18 protein-coding genes and 2 pseudogenes are annotated in these 17,850 nt (G+C 71.6%); 8 read left to right on the forward strand and 12 right to left on the reverse strand.

From position 1 onward, the window contains the following. Positions 1-187: 187 nt before the first annotated feature. Entirely contained in the window at positions 188-790 is a 603-nt protein-coding gene (locus NYE39_RS10650) for a cadmium resistance transporter (protein ID WP_007925754.1), read from the reverse strand. Further along, entirely contained in the window at positions 787-1,146 is a 360-nt protein-coding gene (gene cmtR, locus NYE39_RS10655; protein ID WP_006590980.1) for a Cd(II)/Pb(II)-sensing metalloregulatory transcriptional regulator CmtR, read from the reverse strand. Before cmtR ends, NYE39_RS10650 begins: the two co-directional genes overlap by 4 nt. Before the next feature lie 119 nt (positions 1,147-1,265). Here cmtR and NYE39_RS10660 point away from each other — a divergent pair. After that, positions 1,266-1,649: pseudogene (locus tag NYE39_RS10660) on the forward strand (AAA family ATPase); the annotation flags it as partial. A gap of 35 nt (positions 1,650-1,684) precedes the next feature. On the opposite strand, the pseudogene NYE39_RS10665 reads toward NYE39_RS10660, so the two are convergent. The 4 genes and pseudogenes from NYE39_RS10665 to NYE39_RS10680 all read right to left on the reverse strand — a co-directional run. Further along, a pseudogene (locus NYE39_RS10665) lies at positions 1,685-2,098 on the reverse strand (SRPBCC family protein); the annotation flags it as partial. Beyond that, entirely contained in the window at positions 2,095-2,337 is a 243-nt protein-coding gene (locus tag NYE39_RS10670; RefSeq protein WP_445667072.1) for a transcriptional regulator, read from the reverse strand. The gene NYE39_RS10670 and the pseudogene NYE39_RS10665, both read right to left, overlap by 4 nt. A gap of 100 nt (positions 2,338-2,437) precedes the next feature. After that, a complete protein-coding gene (locus NYE39_RS10675) occupies positions 2,438-3,724 on the reverse strand; it encodes an RNA polymerase sigma factor (RefSeq protein ID WP_341012655.1) in 1,287 nt (428 codons plus the stop codon). Next, complete coding sequence (locus tag NYE39_RS10680; RefSeq protein WP_341012656.1) at positions 3,721-4,113, reverse strand: YciI family protein; 393 nt, start codon at positions 4,111-4,113, stop codon at positions 3,721-3,723. Before NYE39_RS10680 ends, NYE39_RS10675 begins: the two co-directional genes overlap by 4 nt. 132 nt (positions 4,114-4,245) lie before the next feature. Between NYE39_RS10680 and NYE39_RS10685 the strand changes: the two genes are divergently transcribed. Continuing rightward, a complete protein-coding gene (locus tag NYE39_RS10685) occupies positions 4,246-4,860 on the forward strand; it encodes a DUF5701 family protein (RefSeq protein WP_341012657.1) in 615 nt (204 codons plus the stop codon). Between the two features lie 86 nt (positions 4,861-4,946). On the opposite strand, the gene NYE39_RS10690 is transcribed toward NYE39_RS10685, so the two are convergent. Next, on the reverse strand, positions 4,947-5,729 hold the full coding sequence (locus NYE39_RS10690; RefSeq protein WP_341012658.1) for a MerR family transcriptional regulator: 783 nt from the start codon (positions 5,727-5,729) through the stop codon (positions 4,947-4,949). 173 nt (positions 5,730-5,902) lie between these two features. Between NYE39_RS10690 and NYE39_RS10695 the strand changes: the two genes are divergently transcribed. Beyond that, positions 5,903-6,334 (forward strand): hypothetical protein, encoded by a 432-nt coding sequence (locus NYE39_RS10695; RefSeq protein WP_084451101.1) that lies wholly within the window; start codon positions 5,903-5,905, stop codon positions 6,332-6,334. Beyond that, positions 6,331-7,851 (forward strand): multicopper oxidase family protein, encoded by a 1,521-nt coding sequence (locus tag NYE39_RS10700; protein WP_341012659.1) that lies wholly within the window; start codon positions 6,331-6,333, stop codon positions 7,849-7,851. Before NYE39_RS10695 ends, NYE39_RS10700 begins: the two co-directional genes overlap by 4 nt. Before the next feature lie 9 nt (positions 7,852-7,860). On the opposite strand, the gene NYE39_RS10705 is transcribed toward NYE39_RS10700, so the two are convergent. Then, positions 7,861-8,253 (reverse strand): type II toxin-antitoxin system VapC family toxin, encoded by a 393-nt coding sequence (locus NYE39_RS10705; protein ID WP_084451100.1) that lies wholly within the window; start codon positions 8,251-8,253, stop codon positions 7,861-7,863. Next, positions 8,250-8,513, reverse strand: coding sequence for a type II toxin-antitoxin system VapB family antitoxin (locus tag NYE39_RS10710; protein ID WP_072625982.1), 264 nt, complete (start codon positions 8,511-8,513; stop codon positions 8,250-8,252). The genes NYE39_RS10705 and NYE39_RS10710 overlap by 4 nt, the downstream gene beginning before the upstream one ends. Before the next feature lie 137 nt (positions 8,514-8,650). Between NYE39_RS10710 and NYE39_RS10715 the strand changes: the two genes are divergently transcribed. From NYE39_RS10715 to NYE39_RS10725, 3 genes are read left to right on the forward strand one after another with little or no spacing between them, the layout of a single operon-like run. Continuing rightward, the gene (locus NYE39_RS10715) at positions 8,651-9,817 is read left to right on the forward strand and encodes a phytanoyl-CoA dioxygenase family protein (RefSeq protein ID WP_341012660.1); all 1,167 of its coding nucleotides are present in this window, start codon (positions 8,651-8,653) and stop codon (positions 9,815-9,817) included. A gap of 9 nt (positions 9,818-9,826) precedes the next feature. Then, positions 9,827-10,597, forward strand: a complete 771-nt coding sequence (locus tag NYE39_RS10720; RefSeq protein WP_341012661.1) for an SDR family oxidoreductase — start codon at positions 9,827-9,829, stop codon at positions 10,595-10,597. A gap of 1 nt (position 10,598) precedes the next feature. Continuing rightward, positions 10,599-11,624: a Gfo/Idh/MocA family protein gene (locus NYE39_RS10725; RefSeq protein ID WP_341012662.1), complete on the forward strand. Its 1,026-nt coding sequence runs from the start codon at positions 10,599-10,601 to the stop codon at positions 11,622-11,624. Position 11,625: 1 nt separating this feature from the next. Here NYE39_RS10725 and NYE39_RS10730 read toward each other — a convergent pair whose 3' ends face one another. Together NYE39_RS10730 and NYE39_RS10735 are read right to left on the reverse strand one after the other, a co-directional pair. Next, positions 11,626-12,942, reverse strand: a complete 1,317-nt coding sequence (locus NYE39_RS10730) for an NAD(P)/FAD-dependent oxidoreductase (RefSeq protein ID WP_341012663.1) — start codon at positions 12,940-12,942, stop codon at positions 11,626-11,628. After that, a complete protein-coding gene (locus NYE39_RS10735; RefSeq protein ID WP_341012664.1) occupies positions 12,881-14,995 on the reverse strand; it encodes a HelD family protein in 2,115 nt (704 codons plus the stop codon). The genes NYE39_RS10730 and NYE39_RS10735 overlap by 62 nt, the downstream gene beginning before the upstream one ends. A 139-nt stretch (positions 14,996-15,134) precedes the next feature. On the opposite strand from NYE39_RS10735, the gene NYE39_RS10740 reads away from it, so the two are divergent. Then, positions 15,135-15,944: an alpha/beta hydrolase gene (locus NYE39_RS10740; protein WP_083546238.1), complete on the forward strand. Its 810-nt coding sequence runs from the start codon at positions 15,135-15,137 to the stop codon at positions 15,942-15,944. A gap of 327 nt (positions 15,945-16,271) precedes the next feature. Here the strand turns inward: NYE39_RS10740 and NYE39_RS10745 are convergent, their stop codons facing one another. Then, positions 16,272-17,780 (reverse strand): CoA-acylating methylmalonate-semialdehyde dehydrogenase, encoded by a 1,509-nt coding sequence (locus NYE39_RS10745; protein WP_072625988.1) that lies wholly within the window; start codon positions 17,778-17,780, stop codon positions 16,272-16,274. Positions 17,781-17,850 lie beyond the last annotated feature (70 nt).

Consider the following 17,850-nt stretch of genomic DNA (forward strand, 5'->3'; position numbering starts at 1 on the left):
CGTCGGCGGACTCCCAGGTGGAGGTGTTGACCATGCGTGTGGCTTCGTTCGCTTGGTGGCGGGGTTTTTGCAGCGCTCCGTGGCGGTCTTGTTGCCGCGATCACGCAGGACTGGCTGCAGGTAGGTGTCGCGGTCTGAACCGAGAGGGGTGCGCCCGGTCGGGACCGTTTGGATCGCTGCCGCTACGTCAGAGTCCGAAGGCTCCGCCGCTGACGAGGATCACGATGCCGAGGCCGATGAGAACGATGGGGAAGAGGATGTGCTCCCAGCGTTCGAGCACTTCGGCGATCGGGGGGCGGGTGGCGACGAACTTTGCCAGGGCCACCAGGACCGCGACGAGCGCGAGGAAGACGATGCAGTAGGCGACTACTGCGAGAGGTTCCACGCTGAGGAAGACAGGGGTGTAGACGCCGATGTTGTCGCCGCCGTTGGCAAGGGTGACGCCTGCGACTGTCCACACGCCGACCTTCTTGCCGGCAACCTTGGCCTCGTCGTCATCGTCGTCATCGTCTCCGCGCCAGGCCTGCCATGCGGCCCAGAGGCCGAGGCCCAGAGGGATGAGACCGAAGTACGGGATGGCTGCCGAGGGCAGGAATGCTCCGGCACCGATGGTCACCAGGACCGCGGCACCGAGGATGCCGACGAATCCGAGGTACTGGCCGGCCAGAATGCGGGCGGTAGTGCCGCGCTGGCCTGCCCCTCGCGCGAAGAAGAGGGAGAGCACGATGATGTCGTCGATGTTGGTCGCTGCGAACAGGCCCATCGCCTGCAAGACCGAGGTGAGGATCATGCGCCCTCCCCAGCTGCGTCGCATCCGGGAAGCGAGCAGGCGGGATCGATGCACGGGGCGTCTTCGTCCACTGCCAGGGTGGCATCGACCAGTGCCGTCAGCGCCTGCGCCAGGTGCGAATCGGCGATCTCATATCGTGTCCGACGACCCTCGGGCTCGGAGACGACGATCCCGCAATCGCGCAGGCATGCCAGGTGGTTGGACACGTTCGGGCGTGTCAGGTCCAGATCTCGGGCCAGTTCCGCCGGGTAAGCGGGATGGTCGAGCAGGGTCAAGATGATCCGGGATCGAGTGGGGTCGGCCAGTGCACGACCCAGGCGGTTCATCACGTCGAGACGCGAAGCAATAGTCAGCATGGACTGAACTATACAGCGCGCACTGAACACTCGGTCACAGGCGTCAGCCCAGATCGCATGCCCGTAAGGGGAACCCTCACCGGACACCACCGCTACTTATCGAGAGGAACGACGGCACGCCTGCCGCTCTGGAACTGCTGCGCGATCGCTACGACATCGCCCTGATCCTGATCGGCATGCCCGGCCTGGAGAAGCAGTTCAGCCACTACCCCCAGTTCTACAGCCGAGTCGGCTTCGCCCACCAGTACCGGCCCCTGGGACAAGACGAACTGCTGTTCGTCCTCGAGCGACACTGGCGATCCCTCGGCAAGACCCTCGACCCCGACGACTTCACCGGCGCCCAAGCCATCGCAGCCATCGCACGGATCACCCGCGGCAACTTCCGGCTCCTCGAACGCCTCTTCCCCCAGATCCAGCGGGTCCTGAAGATCAACGAACTCGACACCATCACCAACGACGTCATCGAAGCCGCACAGAGCACCCTGGTCATCGGTGTCACCTGACCCCGCCACGAAGCGACCGAGGAACCCCGCCATTCAGCAGACGAAGTCACAACCATGCGCGCGCCACCGTCGACGGCGACGAACTCGACGACCATCGTCGAGGTCGGGGCGGTGTCGACGGGGTTGCCGTCGGCATCGGCGAAGTAGTCACGCAGCTCGAGCCGGCGCGGCTCGTCGACGGCGACGACGGTCCAGCCGCCGGGGAACTTCTCCCCCTCCGGGCTGGTCATGTGGTAGCTCACCGTGCCGCCGGGGGTGAGGTCGTGCTCGGTCACGGTGGCCGGGTAGCCCTCGGGCCCCCACCACTGCTCGAGCTGGCGCGGGTCGGCCCACACCTGCCAGCGGCGCTCGACGCTGACGGGGAACTCGGTCGTCATGACGAGGGTGCGGGTGTCGAGGTCGGTGGTGACGTCGATGATGGGCATGGTGACCTCTTGGGTGTGGGTCATGCGGTGGGGGTGGTGCTGTCGTTGGCCACCAGGGCGTCGATCCCCGCGACCCGGCCGTGCCACACGGCCTCGAGCTCGGCGAGCAGGGCACCGCCGGCACGCACGGCCTCGACGTCCCCGCTCGCCAGCGACTCTCGTCCGCTGCGGCGCTTGGTGATCAGCCCCGCCCGCTCGAGCACCGCCACGTGCTTCTGCACGGCGGCGAAGCTCATCGGGTAGTCGGCGGCCAGGGCGGACACCGACTGCTCCCCCGCCATATGGTTGTACGTTGTCAACCCCTCAGGAGTCCCGCGATTCTCGGGTGACCCGGAAATCCCCGGCTTCGCAAGGGTTTGGGACTCATGCAAAGCCGGGCTCTCTCGGGTCACCCGATAAACCCTGGCGGTGGCCAGCACGGCGGTTGAGGTAGCGCTGCTCGGGGATGCTCTGGGTGCGGCTAGCCGCGAGCAGGTATGCGGCACAGGCTTCTTCGCGTCGACCTGCCCGCTCAAGCAGGTGGGCGTGGACGGCGTGGACCCGGTGCCCGCGGGCGAGCGCCGGGTCCTCGAGCAGCGGTTCGAGCGCGGCCAGACCGGCTGCCGCCCCCTGCGCCATCCCGACGGCCGCGGCGAGGTTGAGCTGGACGACCGGCGAGGGTGCGATGCGCAGGAGCATCCGATAGAGGACGACGATCTGCTCCCAGTCAGTCTCCTGCGCGGTCGGCGCCTCGCCGTGGACCGCCGCGATCGCCGCCTGCAGCTGGAAGGGCCCGACCGCCCCGCGCACCAGCGCCTCCTCGACGATCCGCACGCCGCGCGCGATGGCGTCGTGGTCCCACAGCGCGCGGTCCTGGGCGTCGAGCGGGACGAGGTCACCGGCCGCGTCCTGGCGGGCCGCCGCCCGCGCGTGGTCGACGAGCAGCAGGGCGAGCAGGCCGGCGGTCTCGGGATCACGCGGCAGCACCCGGTGGAGCCGCTCGGCAAGGCGCAGGGCCTCGCGCTGGAGGTCGACGTCGACGAGCGCGTCACCGGCAGCGGTCGTGTGCCCGGCGGTGAAGACGAGGTAGACGACGTGCCGCACCGCGTGCAGCCGCGCCGTCGCGTCCTCCTGCGTCGGCGGGGCGAAGGGAGTCTCGCTCGCCCTGATCGTCGCCTTGGCCCGGCTGATCCGCTGCGCCATCGTCGCCTCGGGCACGAGGAAGCAGGCCGCGATCTGTGCGGTCGTCAGGCCGGCAACGGCCCGCAGGGTGAGCGCCACCCGGGAGGCATCGGACAGGTCGGGGTGGGCGCAGAGCATCGCCATCCGCAGGGTGTCGTCATCGGCCGGCGACCCGTCGACGACGGCTCCGGGGTCGCCGACGGCGGTCCTGCTCCCTTCGAGCAGCGGTGCGGCAGAGCGGGATTCGCCCTCCTCGCGGCGCTCACGGGCACCCGCGGAGCGCTGGGCGTCGATGAGTCTGCGGGAGGCCACCCGGACCAGCCACGCCTTGGGGTCGTCGGGCCGGCCCTCGCGCGGCCACTGTTCCGCCGCGGCGAGCAGCGCCTCCTGGACTGCGTCCTCGCAGGCCCCGAAGTCGCCGCTGCGCCGCAGCAGGGCGGCGAGGACGTCGGCGGTGTGCTGCCGCCAGACGTCCTCGGCCCCGGTCACTGCTCCTCGCCGCCGGGCCACATCGTCGGACGGATCTCGATCGTCTCGCCGGGACCCGCGAAGGCCCGACCGAGCTCCTCGGCCCGCTCCCGGTCGGCGACGTCGACGAGGAAGAAGCCGGCGAACTGCTCCTTGGTCTCGGCGTAGGGCCCGTCGGTCGCGATCGGCTCGCCGTCGGCCCAGCGGTAGAGCCGCGCCGTCGCCGGGTCGCCGAGGGCCTCGCCGCCGAGGAGCTCGCCCGCCTCCTGCATCTCGGTGAGCAGCTGCTCGAAGTCGCGCTCCATCTGCTCGCGCTGCTGCGCCGGCAGCGCCTGGTGTGCGGCGACGTAGTCGCCCGTGGGGTGTCCCCAGGGCTGGGGCGTGGAGTGGACGAGGATGACGAACTTCATGGTGGTGCCTCCTGCCGCCGGGGCGGCCTCGGGATGCGGCCTGCTGGCCATGACACCATTGACGTCGGAGCCGCGGGGCGCTCTTCGACATGCTCGGGGAAGGAATGGCGGCCGGGGCGCGTTCCGCCACCGATGACTGCCGATGCCACCGCCGAGACCGCCCGCCTCATCGCCCTCGGGGTCCACGACCTCGCCGGCCTCACCGCCACCGCCTTCGCCGACCTCGTCCCCGACGCCCCGGAGAGCGACGGCATGCTTGTGGTCTCCCCTTCGCTCGTCCCGGCGGCAGACCTCGCCCCGCTGCTGACGAAGGGGGACCAGCCCGGGTTCGTCGTGACGGACATGACCGACCTGGCCGACTTCGTGCCGCGGCCCGATGAGGTCGTGCCCGATGCACCGCTCTACTGGATCACCGACATCGAGCGCGGTGACGAGATGGCGGGCTGGTCACCCGACGAGGCGCTGCCGGCGATCCGCGAGCGCGGCCGCCACCCGCTCACGGTGAGCGAGGGCATCAGCTGGCTGCTGCAGGAGCCGGAGCGGCTCGAGCGCAACCGGTGCTTCATGACGATCGCCTCCCGCAAGCCGAAGGCCAAGGGCCTGGACGCCCGCACCCCCGCCATCTGGATCAGCAACGGCACCGGCCGCGACGGGCGTGAGCGCAAGGGCGCGCCCAAGGTCGGCTGGTGCTGGGCGGGCAACCGGCACACCTGGCTGGGCTTCGCCTCGGCGGCCGCGCGTCACTGACGGCGTGCACAAGAGGTCGTCCTGGTGCATCTCGTGGCACTCGCAGCCACGTCCGCGCCTCAGGACGACCTCTTGTGCACGCTCGGTCAGCCAGCGTTGGCGGCGTTGGCAACGATCGCGTCGTGCAGCCACTGCGCCGTGCCGGGCTCGATCTGCTCGTAGTGCTCGGTGAAGCGCGGGTCCGACAGGTACATCTGCGCCAGGCAGACCTGGAACTCGTGCGTGCAGTCGTAGTACTGCCCGATGCTCGCGCGGTGCTCCTCGGCCAGCCCCGCCGCGCGGTCGCCGTCGACGGCCACGCCCTCGCGGACCGCGGCACCCAGGCGCGACTCGAAGTCCTCGACCTGCTCCTTGACGCGGGACCAGTCCTCCTTGGTCCAGTGGGCCGTGCGCTCCTGGGACTGCTTCCACATGTCCGTGTCGCCCCAGCGGCGCTCCGCCTCGTCCTGGTACTCCTCCTGGTAGCCGTCGCCGAAAAGCTCCTTGAGGTCCTCGGTCTTCGCGGGCTGGTTGTCCATCTCTGCCTCCAGTCGGTGCTCGATCGCGTCGACCAGGTCGGTCATCTCCGCCACCCTGGCCCTGACCTCCTCGCGCTGCCGCCGCAGGTGGTCGATCACCTCGGCACCGTCGGCGTCGAGCAGCTCACCGATCTCCTCGAGGCTGAAGTCCAGCCGCCGGTAGACGACGATCGTGCTCAGCCGCTGCAGGTCCTCACCGGTGTAGAGCCGGTAGCCCGCCGGAGTGCGCTCGCTCGGGTTTAGCAGCCCGACCTCGTCGTAGTGGTGCAGCGTCCGCACCGTCACGCCGAAGGTCTCGGCCACCTGCCCCACCGTGAACGCCTCCATGAGGCCAGTGTGCGCGTTGGTCATGGGATGAGCGTGGTGCCTCACGTCGCGTGAGGGTCAAGCCCCACCCTTCGAGGCTCGGCCGCGAGCGGCCTCGCACCTCAGGGAGCGGTGGGCGAGGTGGGGGCGATCCCCCCTTCGCCCTGGGGTGCCCGGCCCATGGTGGCCGGTCGCGCCGCTCCATAGCGTCGAAGACCATGACGACGCCCACCCTCGCCCCCTCTGCGCCGCCGGCCGCACCCCGGTCCGGGCTGCACACCGCGCTGCTGTGGCTGACCCGACTGGTCATGCTGCCGCAGGCGATCGCCTTTGTGCTGCAACCGATCTCGATCGGCTCCTTCCTCCAGGGGACGTGGGCGGCGCTCGACGTGCACCTCATCACCGGCGGGATCCTCGTCGTCGTCACGTGGATGACGGGGGTGTGCGGCCTGGCCCTCGGAGTCGTCGGTCGGCACTGGTGGCTGGTCGCGGCCTCGGTGGCCCTCGGGTTCCTCACGACGATGCAGGTGGCGCTCGGCTCGACCCGCCTCCTCGTCCTGCACGTCCCGCTCGGCGTCGCCCTCGTGGCGCTCGCCCTGTGGCTGGCGATCTGGCCGTGGACCCGCGGCGCGAGGGGGGTGCGACGATGAGCCTGTCCCGTCGCCAGCTCTTCGGCCTCTCCGGCGGCATCGTCTCTGGCGTCGCCCTCACCGCCTGCGGCATCGCGATGACCTCGCCGGGCGGGTCCACCGGGACCCTCCTCACGAGCTCGGTCCCCCTGCCGCGACCCTTCAGCACGGACCTGCCGCGGCTGACCCCCCTTCGTCCTGATCGTGACGGTCGGGCGCGAGTGACGGTGCGGCGCAAGGGAGTCGAGATCCTGCCCGGGCGCACGACGGAGATCGCCGGCTACGACGGCCTCTTCCCCGGACCCACCATCGAGGCGACGAAGGGGGTCCCGCTGCACCTGACCGTGGCCAACGAGCTCGACGTCCCGATCGTCAACCACCTGCACGGCGGCGTCGTGCCGCCGGAGCACGACGGCTATCCGACGGACTTCGTCCAGCCGAGCGCCTCGCGGGTCTACGAGTACCCGCTCGACCAGCGCGCGGCGACACTCTGGTACCACGACCACGCGATGGACCTCACGGGACCGAATGTCTACGCCGGCATGGCCGGGGCCTTCGTGCTGCGCGACCCGGCCGAGGAGGACCTCGGACTGCCGCGAGAGGAGCGCGAGCTGACCCTCGCGATCACCGACCGGAGCTTCGGTGACGACGCGGAGCTGGTCTACCCAGTGACCGACGGCGTCATCGACTCGCGCTACCACGGCGGCCTGCTCGGCGACGTCATGCTCGTCAACGGAGCGCCCTGGCCGCGGACCGACGTCGACGCCGCCCGCTACCGACTGCGCATCCTCAACGCCTGCAACGCCCGTCGGCTCGAGCTGGCCCTCGACCCCGGCGGTGACCTCGTCCAGGTCGGCACCGACCTCGGCCTGATGACCCGTCCGCACCGACGCTCCACCCTCACGCTCGCACCGGCCGAGCGCGCGGACGTCGTCGTCGACTTCTCGGAGCACGAGGTCGGCTCTCAGGTGACCCTCGTCAACCGTCTCGACGACGCGGCGATGGGTGAGGTGCTGCGCTTCGACGTGGCGCGCCGGGCGAAGGACGACTCGCGCGTGCCCTCACGGCTGGCGAGCATCGAGCAGCTCGACCCGGCCGACGTCGTCGTCACGCGCGACTTCAAGCTCTCGCTCGGCGCGCGTGGTCAAGGGCACGGGTCGCACGGGTCGAGCGGTGGCAGCACGGGCAGTGGCAGCAGCGGCGGGGGTCGCGACGGCAGCGGCGGCGGCAACCTCGCGATGTGGACGGTCAACGACCAGCCCTACCGGCCGGGGGTCGACATCGCCCGACCCCGCCTCGGGACCCTCGAGAGGTGGCGCTTCACGACCGACGTGCACCACCCGGTGCACGCGCACCTCGTGGGCTTCCCGGTCGAGCAGGACGGCGCGCCGGTCTGGAAGGACACGATCGACGTCGGCCCGACCTCGCGCGCCGAGGTGCTCGTGCCGATCGAGGGCTATCGCGGGCGCTACGTCCTGCACTGTCACAACCTCGAGCACGAGGACCGGATGATGATGGCCGATTTTTCGGTGGTGTGAGGCCCTGCGTCACACCACGGGCAGCACGTCCGTGTGGGTGAAGTCGTCTCCCTTGAAGAGCAGGGGCTCTCCCGTCGTGGCGGCCAGGGCATAGGCGAAGCAGTCGCCGAAGTTGAGCCCGGCCGCGTGCCCGGACCCCTTGCCGTAGTCGCGGTAGGCCGCTCGCGCAGCGCTGACCTGCTGCTCGTCCACCGGCACCACGTCGAGGCGCAGGTCGGCCACGAGTCGGTCGAGGCGTCGAGAGGTCCGCAGGGGCTGGCGCGCGTCGAGGACGATCGAGGCCTCGAGGAGCGACCCGGCGGAGATGCGTGGCGAGGGCTCGTCGAGCAGCACCTCCAGGTAGCGGCGGGCCTCGGGCTCACCGTCGTGGATGCAGACGAGCACCGACGTATCGACGATCACGCCGGCAGCCCACGGTCGTCGTAGAGCTCCTCCTGGACCTGCGCGGTCCGGGCACGGTCCGCGTCCGTCGTGTCGGACTCGATCTCGTCCATGAGACGCAGCAGCCGCCGGCGGCGGGCGTCGTCGTCATCGGCCGCCCGCAGCGCCTCCAGCCTGCGCTGCAGAGCCTCCTCGATCGCGCTCGTCTGCGTGGTGCCCGTGCGCTGCGCGACCTCCCTCGCGAGGTCATGGACACGCTGGTTCTTGATGTTCAGACCCATCGTCGACTCCCTTCTACCCTCAGGTCCACCAATCTACCCGCGGTGTCGTGCGACCGCACTCACCCGGGGCCTTCTGAGGGGTTTTTGAGGTCTTTTGACCCCGACGCGGCCCGGCCGGACAGTGAAGGCTGGAGCGCATGACACCGACGTCCACCCCCTTCGCCGGACGGCTGCGGCAGGCCGACTGCCGGGTCGAGGACCTGCGTGAGCTCCTCGAGACCCAGCCCGACACGCAGTTGGCCTTCACCGACCGCATCGAGCAGCAGGTGCCGGTCTACGACGCGGCCACCCTGCGGGCGGCCATCAGCACCGAGGAGGGTTGTGCCGCAGTCGAGTCCGAGCTGGCGCACGTCCTCGCCGACGGACCCGGCATCTTCGTCATGACCGGCGCGCTGGCCCACCCCGTCGTCGACCGCGTGTCCGCGGCCTTCGAGGAGATCATCACCGCCGAGCGAGCGAAGGGGGGCGAGGTCGGCGACCACTTCGCCGCCGGCGGCGTCAACGACCGCATCTGGAATGCTCTGGAGAAGCTCGCGGCCGACCACCCCGAGGACTTCGTCGACTACTACAGCGACGACCTCATCGCCCTCGCCGCCCGCGCCTGGCTCGGCCCCGGATACCAGGTGACCAGTCAGGTCAACGTCGTCAACCCCGGTGGTGTCGGGCAGACCGTGCACCGCGACTACCATCTCGGCTTCGCCTCGCCGGAGGTCACCGAGCGCTACCCCGCGCACGTGCACGCCCTCTCCCCCGTGCTCACCCTCCAGGGCGCGATCGCCCACTGCGAGATGCCGATCGAGACCGGGCCGACCCTCTACTTGCCGCACTCGCAGAAGTACCCGCACGGCTACCTCGCCTACTGGCTCGACGAGTTCCAGGAGTACTTCACCCGGCACCACGTGCAGCTGCCGCTGGCGAAGGGGGATGCCGTCTTCTTCAACCCCGCTCTCTTTCACGCCGCCGGGTCCAACACGACGAGCGACGTGCGCCGCATGGCCAACCTGCTGCAGATCAGCTCGGCCTTCGGCCGCGCCATGGAGGCTGTGGACCGCGAGCGCGTCGTCACCGCGATCTACCCGACGCTCTTGTCCCGCAAGGCTGCTGGGCACGACGTCGACCACGCGGTGAGCGCGAGCGCGGAGGGCTACGCCTTCCCGACCAACCTCGACCTGGACCAGCCGGTCGACGGCATGTCGCCCCCTTCGCAAGCCGACATCGTGCGGCAGGCTCTGACCGACGGCGCCTCGCCCGCCGACCTCACCACCCGACTCGCCGGGCATGCCGCCGCCCGCCGCACCTCCTGAAGGAGCCCGATGCAGCAGCTGCTCACCGACAAGATCGTCCTCGTCGCGGGAGGCACGTCCGGCGTCGGCGCCGGCATCGCCCGCGCCGCCGTCCGCGAGGGCGCGACCGTCGTCGTCTCCGGGCGCCGACCCGAGCCGGGCGCCGCCCTGGCCGCGGAGCTGGGCGAGCGCGCGAGCGCCGTCACCGGCGACGTCTCCGACCCCGAGCAGGCGAAGGGAGTCGTCGCCGCGACCATCGAGCGGCACGGCCGCATCGACTGCCTCGTCAACTGCGCCGGGCTCACCGACCGCGGCTCCGTCCTCGACACCACGCCCGAGCTCTTCGACGCGCACATCGCGACCAACCTGCGCGGCCCCTTCTTCACCATGCAGGCCGCGATCGCCGACATGACCGCCCGCTCGGCGCCGGGCACGATCGTCAACATCGCGAGCATCAGCGCCCAGGGCGGCCAGCCCTATCTCGCGCCCTATGTCGCCGCCAAGGCCGGCCTGCTCGGCCTGACGAAGAACGTCGCCCACGCCCACCGCTTCGACCGGGTCCGGGTCAACGCGCTCAACATCGGGTGGACGCAGACGGCGGGCGAGGACGCGACGCAGCGCCGCTTCCACGACGCCGGCGACGACTGGGTGGAGCAGGCCAACGCCCGCCTGCCCATGGGCAAGCTCGGGCAGGTCGACGAGATCGCTGACGCGGTCGTCTTCCTGCTCTCGGACCGCAGCGGGGTCGTCACCGGCTCCGTCATCGACTGGGACCAGCAGGTCATCGGAGGACAGGACTGAGATGCGCATCGGACTCATCGGACTCGGGCGCATCGGCGCCTTCCACGCCGACACCCTCGCGGGGCTCGACCACGTCGACGAGCTCGTCGTCACCGACCCGGTCGCGGCGGCCGTCGAGGCCGTCACCGGCCGGATCGGCAAGGCTACCGCGGTCGTCGACCCCGACGCCCTGCTCGCGTCGGGCGTCGACGGCGTCGTCATCGCGGCGGCCACCAATGCGCACGCCGACCTCATTCGCGCGGCCGTGGCGAAGGGGGTCCCGACCTTCTGCGAGAAGCCGGTCGCCGGCACGATCGCCGAGTCGCTCGCCGTCGAGGCCGCCGTCGCAGGGAGCGACGTGCCGGTCCAGATCGGCTACCCGCGCCGCTTCGACCCGGCCTTCGTCGCCGCGCGTGACGCGGTGCGCTCCGGCGAGCTCGGGCGGGTGACGACGGTCCGCTCGACGACTCTCGACCCGGCCCCGCCGCCGGCGGCCTACCTCGCGGTGAGCGGTGGCATCTTCCGCGACTGCTCCGTGCACGACTTCGACGCGGTGCGCTGGGTGACCGGCCAGGAGGTCGTCGAGGTCTACGCCACCGGCGCGGTCGACCCTGATGCCCCGGCCGAGATGTACGCCGCCCACGGCGACCACTCCACCGTCTCGGCGCTGCTCACCCTCTCCGACAGCACCATCGGCGTCGTGTCCAACACCCGCACCAACGGCCGCGGCTACGACGTGAGGTTGGAGGTCCACGGGAGCGCCGATGCCGTCGCTGCAGGACTCGACGAGGGGCTCCCCCTTCGCTCGACGGCGCCGGGCGCGACCTGGCCGACCGGTCCCGCCCACGCGTTCTTCATGGACCGCCTCGCCGAGGCCTTCCGCATCGAGCTCGGAGTCTTCACCCGCGTCGCCGCCGGCGAGCTCGACAACCCCTGCACCGTCACCGACGCGATGGGCACCGCCTGGGCGGCCGAGGCCGCGACGCTGTCGCTGGCCGAGCACCGGCCCGTGACGATCGACGAGGCGCGCGCCGCCGCCGGCGCCTGAGTCACCGCAGCGAGCGAAGGGCGACCCCCGGGTCCGCGAGTGCCGCGGGGTCGGGGGTCGCTCGCGTCGCGATGAGCTGCTCGGCGACGCGGATGTCCTTGGCGACGACCGGGCCGCGGCCGAGCGAGGTGGCCGCGACGAGCCGCCCACCGGCATCGAGCCCGAAGTCGATCACCGAGCCGTCAGCGCGCTCGCGCACGACCTCGGTGACGGCGGTCGTCGGCAGGCCGGCCGTCTGGAGCATCTGGTCGTACTGGTCGGACCAGAACCACGGGACGGCGACGTGCGGCTCCTGCCCGCCGGTCATCGAGGCGGCGACGGTGACCGCCTGGTCGTGGGCGCTGCGCCAGGACTCGACGCGCACCCGGTGACCGCTGCGGGCGTCGGGGAAGGCCGCGCAGTCGCCGGCCGCCCAGATCCGCGGGTCGCTCGTCCGCAGCTGCTCGTCGACGACGATGCCGTCCTCGACGAGCAGCCCTGCGGCAGAGGCGATCTCGGTGTGCGGTGCGGCACCGACCCCGGCGACGACGGCGTCCACCTCGAGGCCCTCGCCGGTGGACAGGGCTGCGCGCAGACCCTCGGCGTGCCGCTCCACGGAGGTCACGGTCGTACCCGTGCGCACCGTCACCCCGTGCTCGGCGTGGAGGGCGACGACCCTGTCGGCGACGACCGACGGCACCATCCGGGCCAAGGCCCGGTCGGCGGCCTCGACGACGACGACCTCCATGCCCCGCTCCCGGGCACCCGCAGCGATCTCGAGCCCGATGAAGCCGGCCCCGACGACGAGGAGCCGCCCCCCTCGGCGCACGAGGTCGCGCAGCGTCGCGGCATCGGCGTGGGTTCGCAGGTAGTGCACGTGGTCCAGGCCCAGCCGGCGGGGCCCGGCGCCGGTCGCGAGCACGAGCCGGTCGTAGGGCACGGGGCCGTCGGTCGTCTCGACGGTCCGGCCCTCGCGGTCGATGGCGGTGACCTCCACCCCGAGACGAAGGGAGATCCCCGCCTCCGCGAGCGCCTCCTCGGTCCACGGGTGGACGAGCTCGGGGTCGTCGGCGGCGAGGGCTGCCTTGGACAGCGGGGGGCGCTCGTAGGCGATGACCTCCTCGCGGCCGAGCAGGGTGATCTCGCCGGTGAAGCCGCGCTCGCGCAGCGCCATCGCCGCCCGGGTGCCGCACTCGCCGGCCCCGACGACGACGACCTGCTCCGGCCCGCGCGTGCTCTCGCTCATGTCCCGACCTTCGCACAGGGCCCGCCGGCGGTCACGCGATCTCCACCCGGCCGAGCTCCTGGGTGCAGCGGGTGAGGGCGACGTAGAGGCCATTCCACCCGCGCGGCTCGGCGACGATGCCGTCGGGGTCGACGACGAGGGCGGCGTCCCACTCCAGCCCCTTGGCCTGGGTGGCGGACATGACGATCGCGTCGGGGCCGAGCGCTGCCGCGAGGTCGGCGACCCGCTCGACCGGTGCGACGACGCCGACCGAGCCGCCTGCCCAGCGCTCGAGGAGCGCGGCGTGCTCGGTCGCGACGGTGGCGGCGAGGTCGTCCGCAGGCACGCTGCGCAGCCACGGCTCGACCCCGCTGCTGCGCACCGCCCGCGGCGGCTCGTTGGTGCTGCCGGCGGCCTCGAGGACCGGCCCGGTGAGCTCCATGACCTCGCGCGGGGTGCGGTAGCAGATCGTTAGGTCGGCGCGACGCCACCGGTCGGTGAGCACCTCGCCGACGGCGCCCTCCCAGGTCATGTGGGCGTGCGGCGCCTCGGTCTGGTCGATGTCGCCCACGGCGGTGATCGAGTAGGCAGGGCAGCGGCGCGCGACCATCTGCCACTCCATCGCGGAGAGCTCCTGCGCCTCGTCGACGACGACATGCCCGTAGACCCAGTCCCGCTGTGCCGCAGCACGATCGGCGGTGAACTCGCCCTGCCGCTCGCGTTGCTCCGCCTCACCGAGGAGGTCGGCGAGCGCGTCGAGGAGCGCGATGTCGCTGGGCGCGAAGGGGGTCGGCTCGGCGGCCACGAGGTCGCGCTCGACATCGGTCAGGCCCGGCACCCCGGCGAGGGCGGCACGGTCTGCGAGCAGCCGGCGCAGCTCGTCGGCGGGGTCCCGGTCCGGCCACCGGAGCGCCAGCCGGGCGGCGATGCCGGGATCGGCCTCGATCCGCTGCCGCAGCTCCTCGACCTCGTCCTCGCTGAGCTCGCCGTCGACCGAGCCGCTCGAGCTCTGGGTCCGCGCGCCGCGGTCGTCCTGGCCGGCCAGGCTCTTGTCCACGCGGTCAAGGATCTCCTCGAAGCCCTCCTCCGCCGAGGCCAACAGCTCGACCGCGCGGTCGGCGACGAGCTCGGTGAGCACGTCGACGAGCTGGGCGGTGAGCACCCGCCGAGCGTGGTGGTAGGAGCGTCCCGACAGCGCGCCGCGCTGCAGCCGCTCGATCCTCTCGGCCGGCACGACGTGGTCCTCGCCGTCCCAGTGGAGCATCAGGTCCGAAGGGGGCGGCACCAGCCCGGCCACGTGGTCGGCGAGCGCGCGCTGCCACAGCGCCCGGCCCTTGATCTCCGCGAGGGTGCGGCTCTCCCTTCGCTCCGGTCGGACACCGGGGACGAGGCTCTCGCAGGTCGCGGCGACGACCGCGGTCTCGCCGAGGGCGGGCAGCACCTGGCCGATGTAGTCGAGGAAGCGTTGCGACGGGCCGAGGACGAGGACACCCGCCCGGGCGAGCTGCGGGTGGGCAAAGAGCAGGTAGGCGACCCGGTGCAGGGCGACGACGGTCTTGCCCGTGCCCGGACCGCCCTGGACGACGAGAGCGCCTCGCGCGTCGGCCCGCACGATGTCGTCCTGCTCGCGCTGGAGCGTGGCGACCGCCGTGCCCATCCGGCCGGTGCGGCGCTCGTCGAGCGCTGCGAGCAGCGCGCCCTCACCGACGAGGTCACCGTCGGTCGACCCGTCGAGGAGCTCGTCGTCGACGCCGACGACCGTGCTGCCTTCGCTGCGGATGTGCCTGCGCCGCGACTGCCCCTGCGGCGCAACGGCGGTCGCGGTGTAGAAGGGGCGGGATGCCTCGGCCCGCCAGTCGACGACGAGGGGGTCCGCGTCGTCGTCGGCCGACGGCACACCGACCCGGCCGACCCGGAGCACGTCGCCGTCGCGGCTGTCGAGCCGCCCGAAGACCAGTCCCTGCTCGGCCTGCGTCAGCTCGTGCAGCCGGGTCTGCGTCGAGCGCATCGCCGCCGCGACCACCGAGTCCTCCTCGGCGCTGCCCCTCAGCCGCTGCTCGAGCTCTGCCTGGATCTCGAGGCGGCGCACGTGTGCCGCGTCGAGTGCCTCCTGCTCCTCACCGATCGCGTCCTGCCCGGTCATCTGGTCGGTCCTGCCTGCGGTCACGCGGTCCCCCGTCGTCGAGTGCGGCCCTGTCCAACGCACCCGGGGCAGGGACGTGTTCCCGCGGACAGGACGTCGTCCCCCTTCGAGCGGGTCCGCTGACAGACTGGAGCCGGACACCGACGTCACCCAGGAGGACCCCGTGAGCTCCATCCCGCCCGAGGACATCGAGACCCAGGGCCACGCCGGCCTGCTCATCGGCTCGCAGTGGAGCCCCCCTGCCGATCCGACGTGGGTGGCCGTCATCGCCCACGGCTACGGCGAGCACGTCGGGCGCTACCAGTGGGTGGCCGAGCGGCTCACCGCCGACGGCGCAGTCGTCTACGCGCACGACCACATCGGCCACGGACGCAGCGAGGGCGAGCGAGTGCTCGTCGACGACTTCGAGGGTGTCGTCGACGACCTGCACCTGCTCGTGCAGCGCGCTCACGAGGAGCACCCCGACCTGCCGCTCGTGCTCATCGGGCACTCGATGGGCGGCATGATCGCCGCCCGCTACACCCAGCGCCACCCCGAGACGCTCACGGCAACGGTGCTCTCCGGCCCGGTGCTCGGCTCCTGGGAGCCGACCGCCCTGGCCGACCTCGACGAGATCCCGCCGACGCCGATCGACATCACCACCCTCAGCCGCGAACCCGACGTCGGCCGCGCCTACGAGGCCGACGAGCTCGTCTGGCACGGCGACTTCAAGCGCCCGACCCTGCTCGCGCTGCGCACCTGCCTCGAGACGATCACCCGCGGCGGGCGCCTCACGGTCCCGACGATCTGGCTGCACGGGGCCGACGACCAGCTCGTGCCGATCGACCGCAGCGACGAGGGCTGGGCGCACATCGCCCCCGACGGCGCCCCCTCGAAGCGCTACCCCGGCGCACGCCACGAGATCTTCAACGAGACCAACCGCGAAGAGGTCCTCGACGACGTCCTCGCCTTCGTGCACGAGCACATCGGCTGATCGGGGTTCCCGGCGAGGCGGGCGGCCGGGATACCCGCGGATGGCCGGGATATCCGGAGATGGCCGAGCAATTGCGCGGTCATTGTCCGACATCCCGGCCGTCTCAGCTCTTCCCGGCCCTCCGCTCGAAGGGGGAACCGCCGGCCTGCTCGAGCGGCTGGCGGCCTGAACGGCGTTGATGTCACCTGGTCCCCCGGAGAGGGGCTACCAGGTGACACCAACGACGCCAGGTGGCGCCAACGCCGCCGGCCAGGCACCCCCTTCGTCCGGGTGGAGGTATCCGCGACCGGATAGGCGGTCGCTCATACCTCCACCCGCGGAGGGTCGTCAGTCGTTCTGCGGGAACCCGAGGTTGAGGCCCCCGTGGCTCGGGTCGAGCCAGCGCTGGGTGACCGCCTTGGTCCGGGTGAAGAAGTGCACGCCCTCGATGCCGTGGGCGTGGGTGTCGCCGAAGAGGCTGTTCTTCCACCCACCGAAGGAGTAGTAGGCCATCGGCGTGGGGATCGGCACGTTGATGCCGACCATCCCGACCTCGACCTCGTGCTGGAAGCGCCGCGCAGCCCCACCGTCGTTGGTGAAGATCGTCGTGCCGTTGCCGTAGGGGTTGTCGTTGATCAGCTGCAGGCCCTCGTCGTAGGAGCCCACCCGCACGACCGAGAGCACCGGGCCGAAGATCTCGTCGGTGTAGATCGACATCTCCGGCGTCACCCGGTCGAAGAGCGTCGGCTTCAGGAAGAAGCCCTCACCCAGGTCGCCCGCACCCTCGCGCCCGTCGATGACGAGCTCCGCGCCGGCGGCGACCCCCTCCTCGACGTAGCCGGTGACCTTGTCCAGGTGCGCGCGGGTGACGAGCGGGCCCATGTCGGACTCGCCCATGCCGTCACCGGTGCGCAGGGTGCGGGTGCGCTCGGCGATCTTGGCGACGAGCTCGTCGGCGATCGCGTCGGTCGCGAGCACGACCGAGATGGCCATGCACCGCTCCCCCGCCGCACCGTAGCCGGCGTTGACCGCGGCGTCGGCGGCCAGGTCGAGGTCGGCGTCGGGCAGCACGAGCATGTGGTTCTTCGCGCCCCCGAGCGCCTGGACGCGCTTGCCGGCGGCGACGCCGCGCTCGTAGACGTAGCGGGCGATCGGCGTCGACCCGACGAAGGAGACCGCCTTGACGTCGGTGTGGTCGAGCAGCGCGTCGACCGCCTCCTTGTCGCCGTGGACGACGTTGACCACGCCGTCGGGGACCCCGGCCTCGCGCCACAGGTCGGCGATGAGGTTGACCGCGGTCGGGTCCTTCTCGCTCGGCTTGATGACGACGGTGTTGCCCGTCGCGACGGCGACGGGGACGAACCAGAGCGGCACCATGGCCGGGAAGTTGAAGGGCGAGATGATCGCCACGACCCCGAGCGGCTGGAGGATCGAGTAGGCGTCGATGCTCGTCGAGACGTTTTCGGAGAAGCCGCCCTTGAGCAGCTGAGGGATGCCGCAGGCGAACTCGACGACCTCCTGGCCGCGCGAGATCTCCGCCTTGGCGTCCTCATAGGTCTTGCCGTGCTCCGCGGTGATCGCCTTGGCGATCTCGTCCTTGCGCTCCTCGAGCAGCTGCCGGAAGGCGAAGAGCGCCCGGACGCGCCGGGCGAGCGAGGTGTGCCCCCACTCCTGTGCCGCCGACTTGGCCTTGGCCACGACCTCGTCGACCGTGTCGGCGCTGGCCAGGTCGAGGGTGCCGGTGACCTCACCGGTCGCGGGGTTGTAGACCTCGCTGGTGCGGCCGGGCTCCCCCTGCCACGACTGGTGACCGACGAGGTGGGTGATGCGACCGGGCGCGGTCGTGGTGGCGCTCATCTGTGCCCTCCTTTGGGCAACGGCGGACTTTGTCCTTACATACTAACAACTACCGAAGGGGGCGTCACCC

Origin of the sequence: Janibacter sp. FSL W8-0316 (assembly GCF_038004165.1) — a bacterium.
GTDB classification, from domain to species: Bacteria; Actinomycetota; Actinomycetes; order Actinomycetales; family Dermatophilaceae; genus Janibacter; species Janibacter indicus.

Coding starts and splice junctions, on each gene's coding strand:
- NYE39_RS10725 (WP_341012662.1), top strand. CDS start 10,599: ATGCGCATCGGACTCATCGGACTCGGGCGCATCGGCGCCTTCCACGCC.
- NYE39_RS10715 (WP_341012660.1), top strand. CDS start 8,651: ATGACACCGACGTCCACCCCCTTCGCCGGACGGCTGCGGCAGGCCGAC.
- NYE39_RS10650 (WP_007925754.1), bottom strand. CDS start 790: ATGATCCTCACCTCGGTCTTGCAGGCGATGGGCCTGTTCGCAGCGACC.
- NYE39_RS10720 (WP_341012661.1), top strand. CDS start 9,827: ATGCAGCAGCTGCTCACCGACAAGATCGTCCTCGTCGCGGGAGGCACG.
- NYE39_RS10730 (WP_341012663.1), bottom strand. CDS start 12,942: ATGGCCTCTACGTCGCCCTCACCCGCTGCACCCAGGAGCTCGGCCGGG.
- cmtR (WP_006590980.1), bottom strand. CDS start 1,146: ATGCTGACTATTGCTTCGCGTCTCGACGTGATGAACCGCCTGGGTCGT.
- NYE39_RS10745 (WP_072625988.1), bottom strand. CDS start 17,780: ATGAGCGCCACCACGACCGCGCCCGGTCGCATCACCCACCTCGTCGGT.
- NYE39_RS10690 (WP_341012658.1), bottom strand. CDS start 5,729: ATGACCAACGCGCACACTGGCCTCATGGAGGCGTTCACGGTGGGGCAG.
- NYE39_RS10710 (WP_072625982.1), bottom strand. CDS start 8,513: ATGGGTCTGAACATCAAGAACCAGCGTGTCCATGACCTCGCGAGGGAG.
- NYE39_RS10685 (WP_341012657.1), top strand. CDS start 4,246: ATGACTGCCGATGCCACCGCCGAGACCGCCCGCCTCATCGCCCTCGGG.
- NYE39_RS10680 (WP_341012656.1), bottom strand. CDS start 4,113: ATGAAGTTCGTCATCCTCGTCCACTCCACGCCCCAGCCCTGGGGACAC.
- NYE39_RS10695 (WP_084451101.1), top strand. CDS start 5,903: ATGACGACGCCCACCCTCGCCCCCTCTGCGCCGCCGGCCGCACCCCGG.
- NYE39_RS10700 (WP_341012659.1), top strand. CDS start 6,331: ATGAGCCTGTCCCGTCGCCAGCTCTTCGGCCTCTCCGGCGGCATCGTC.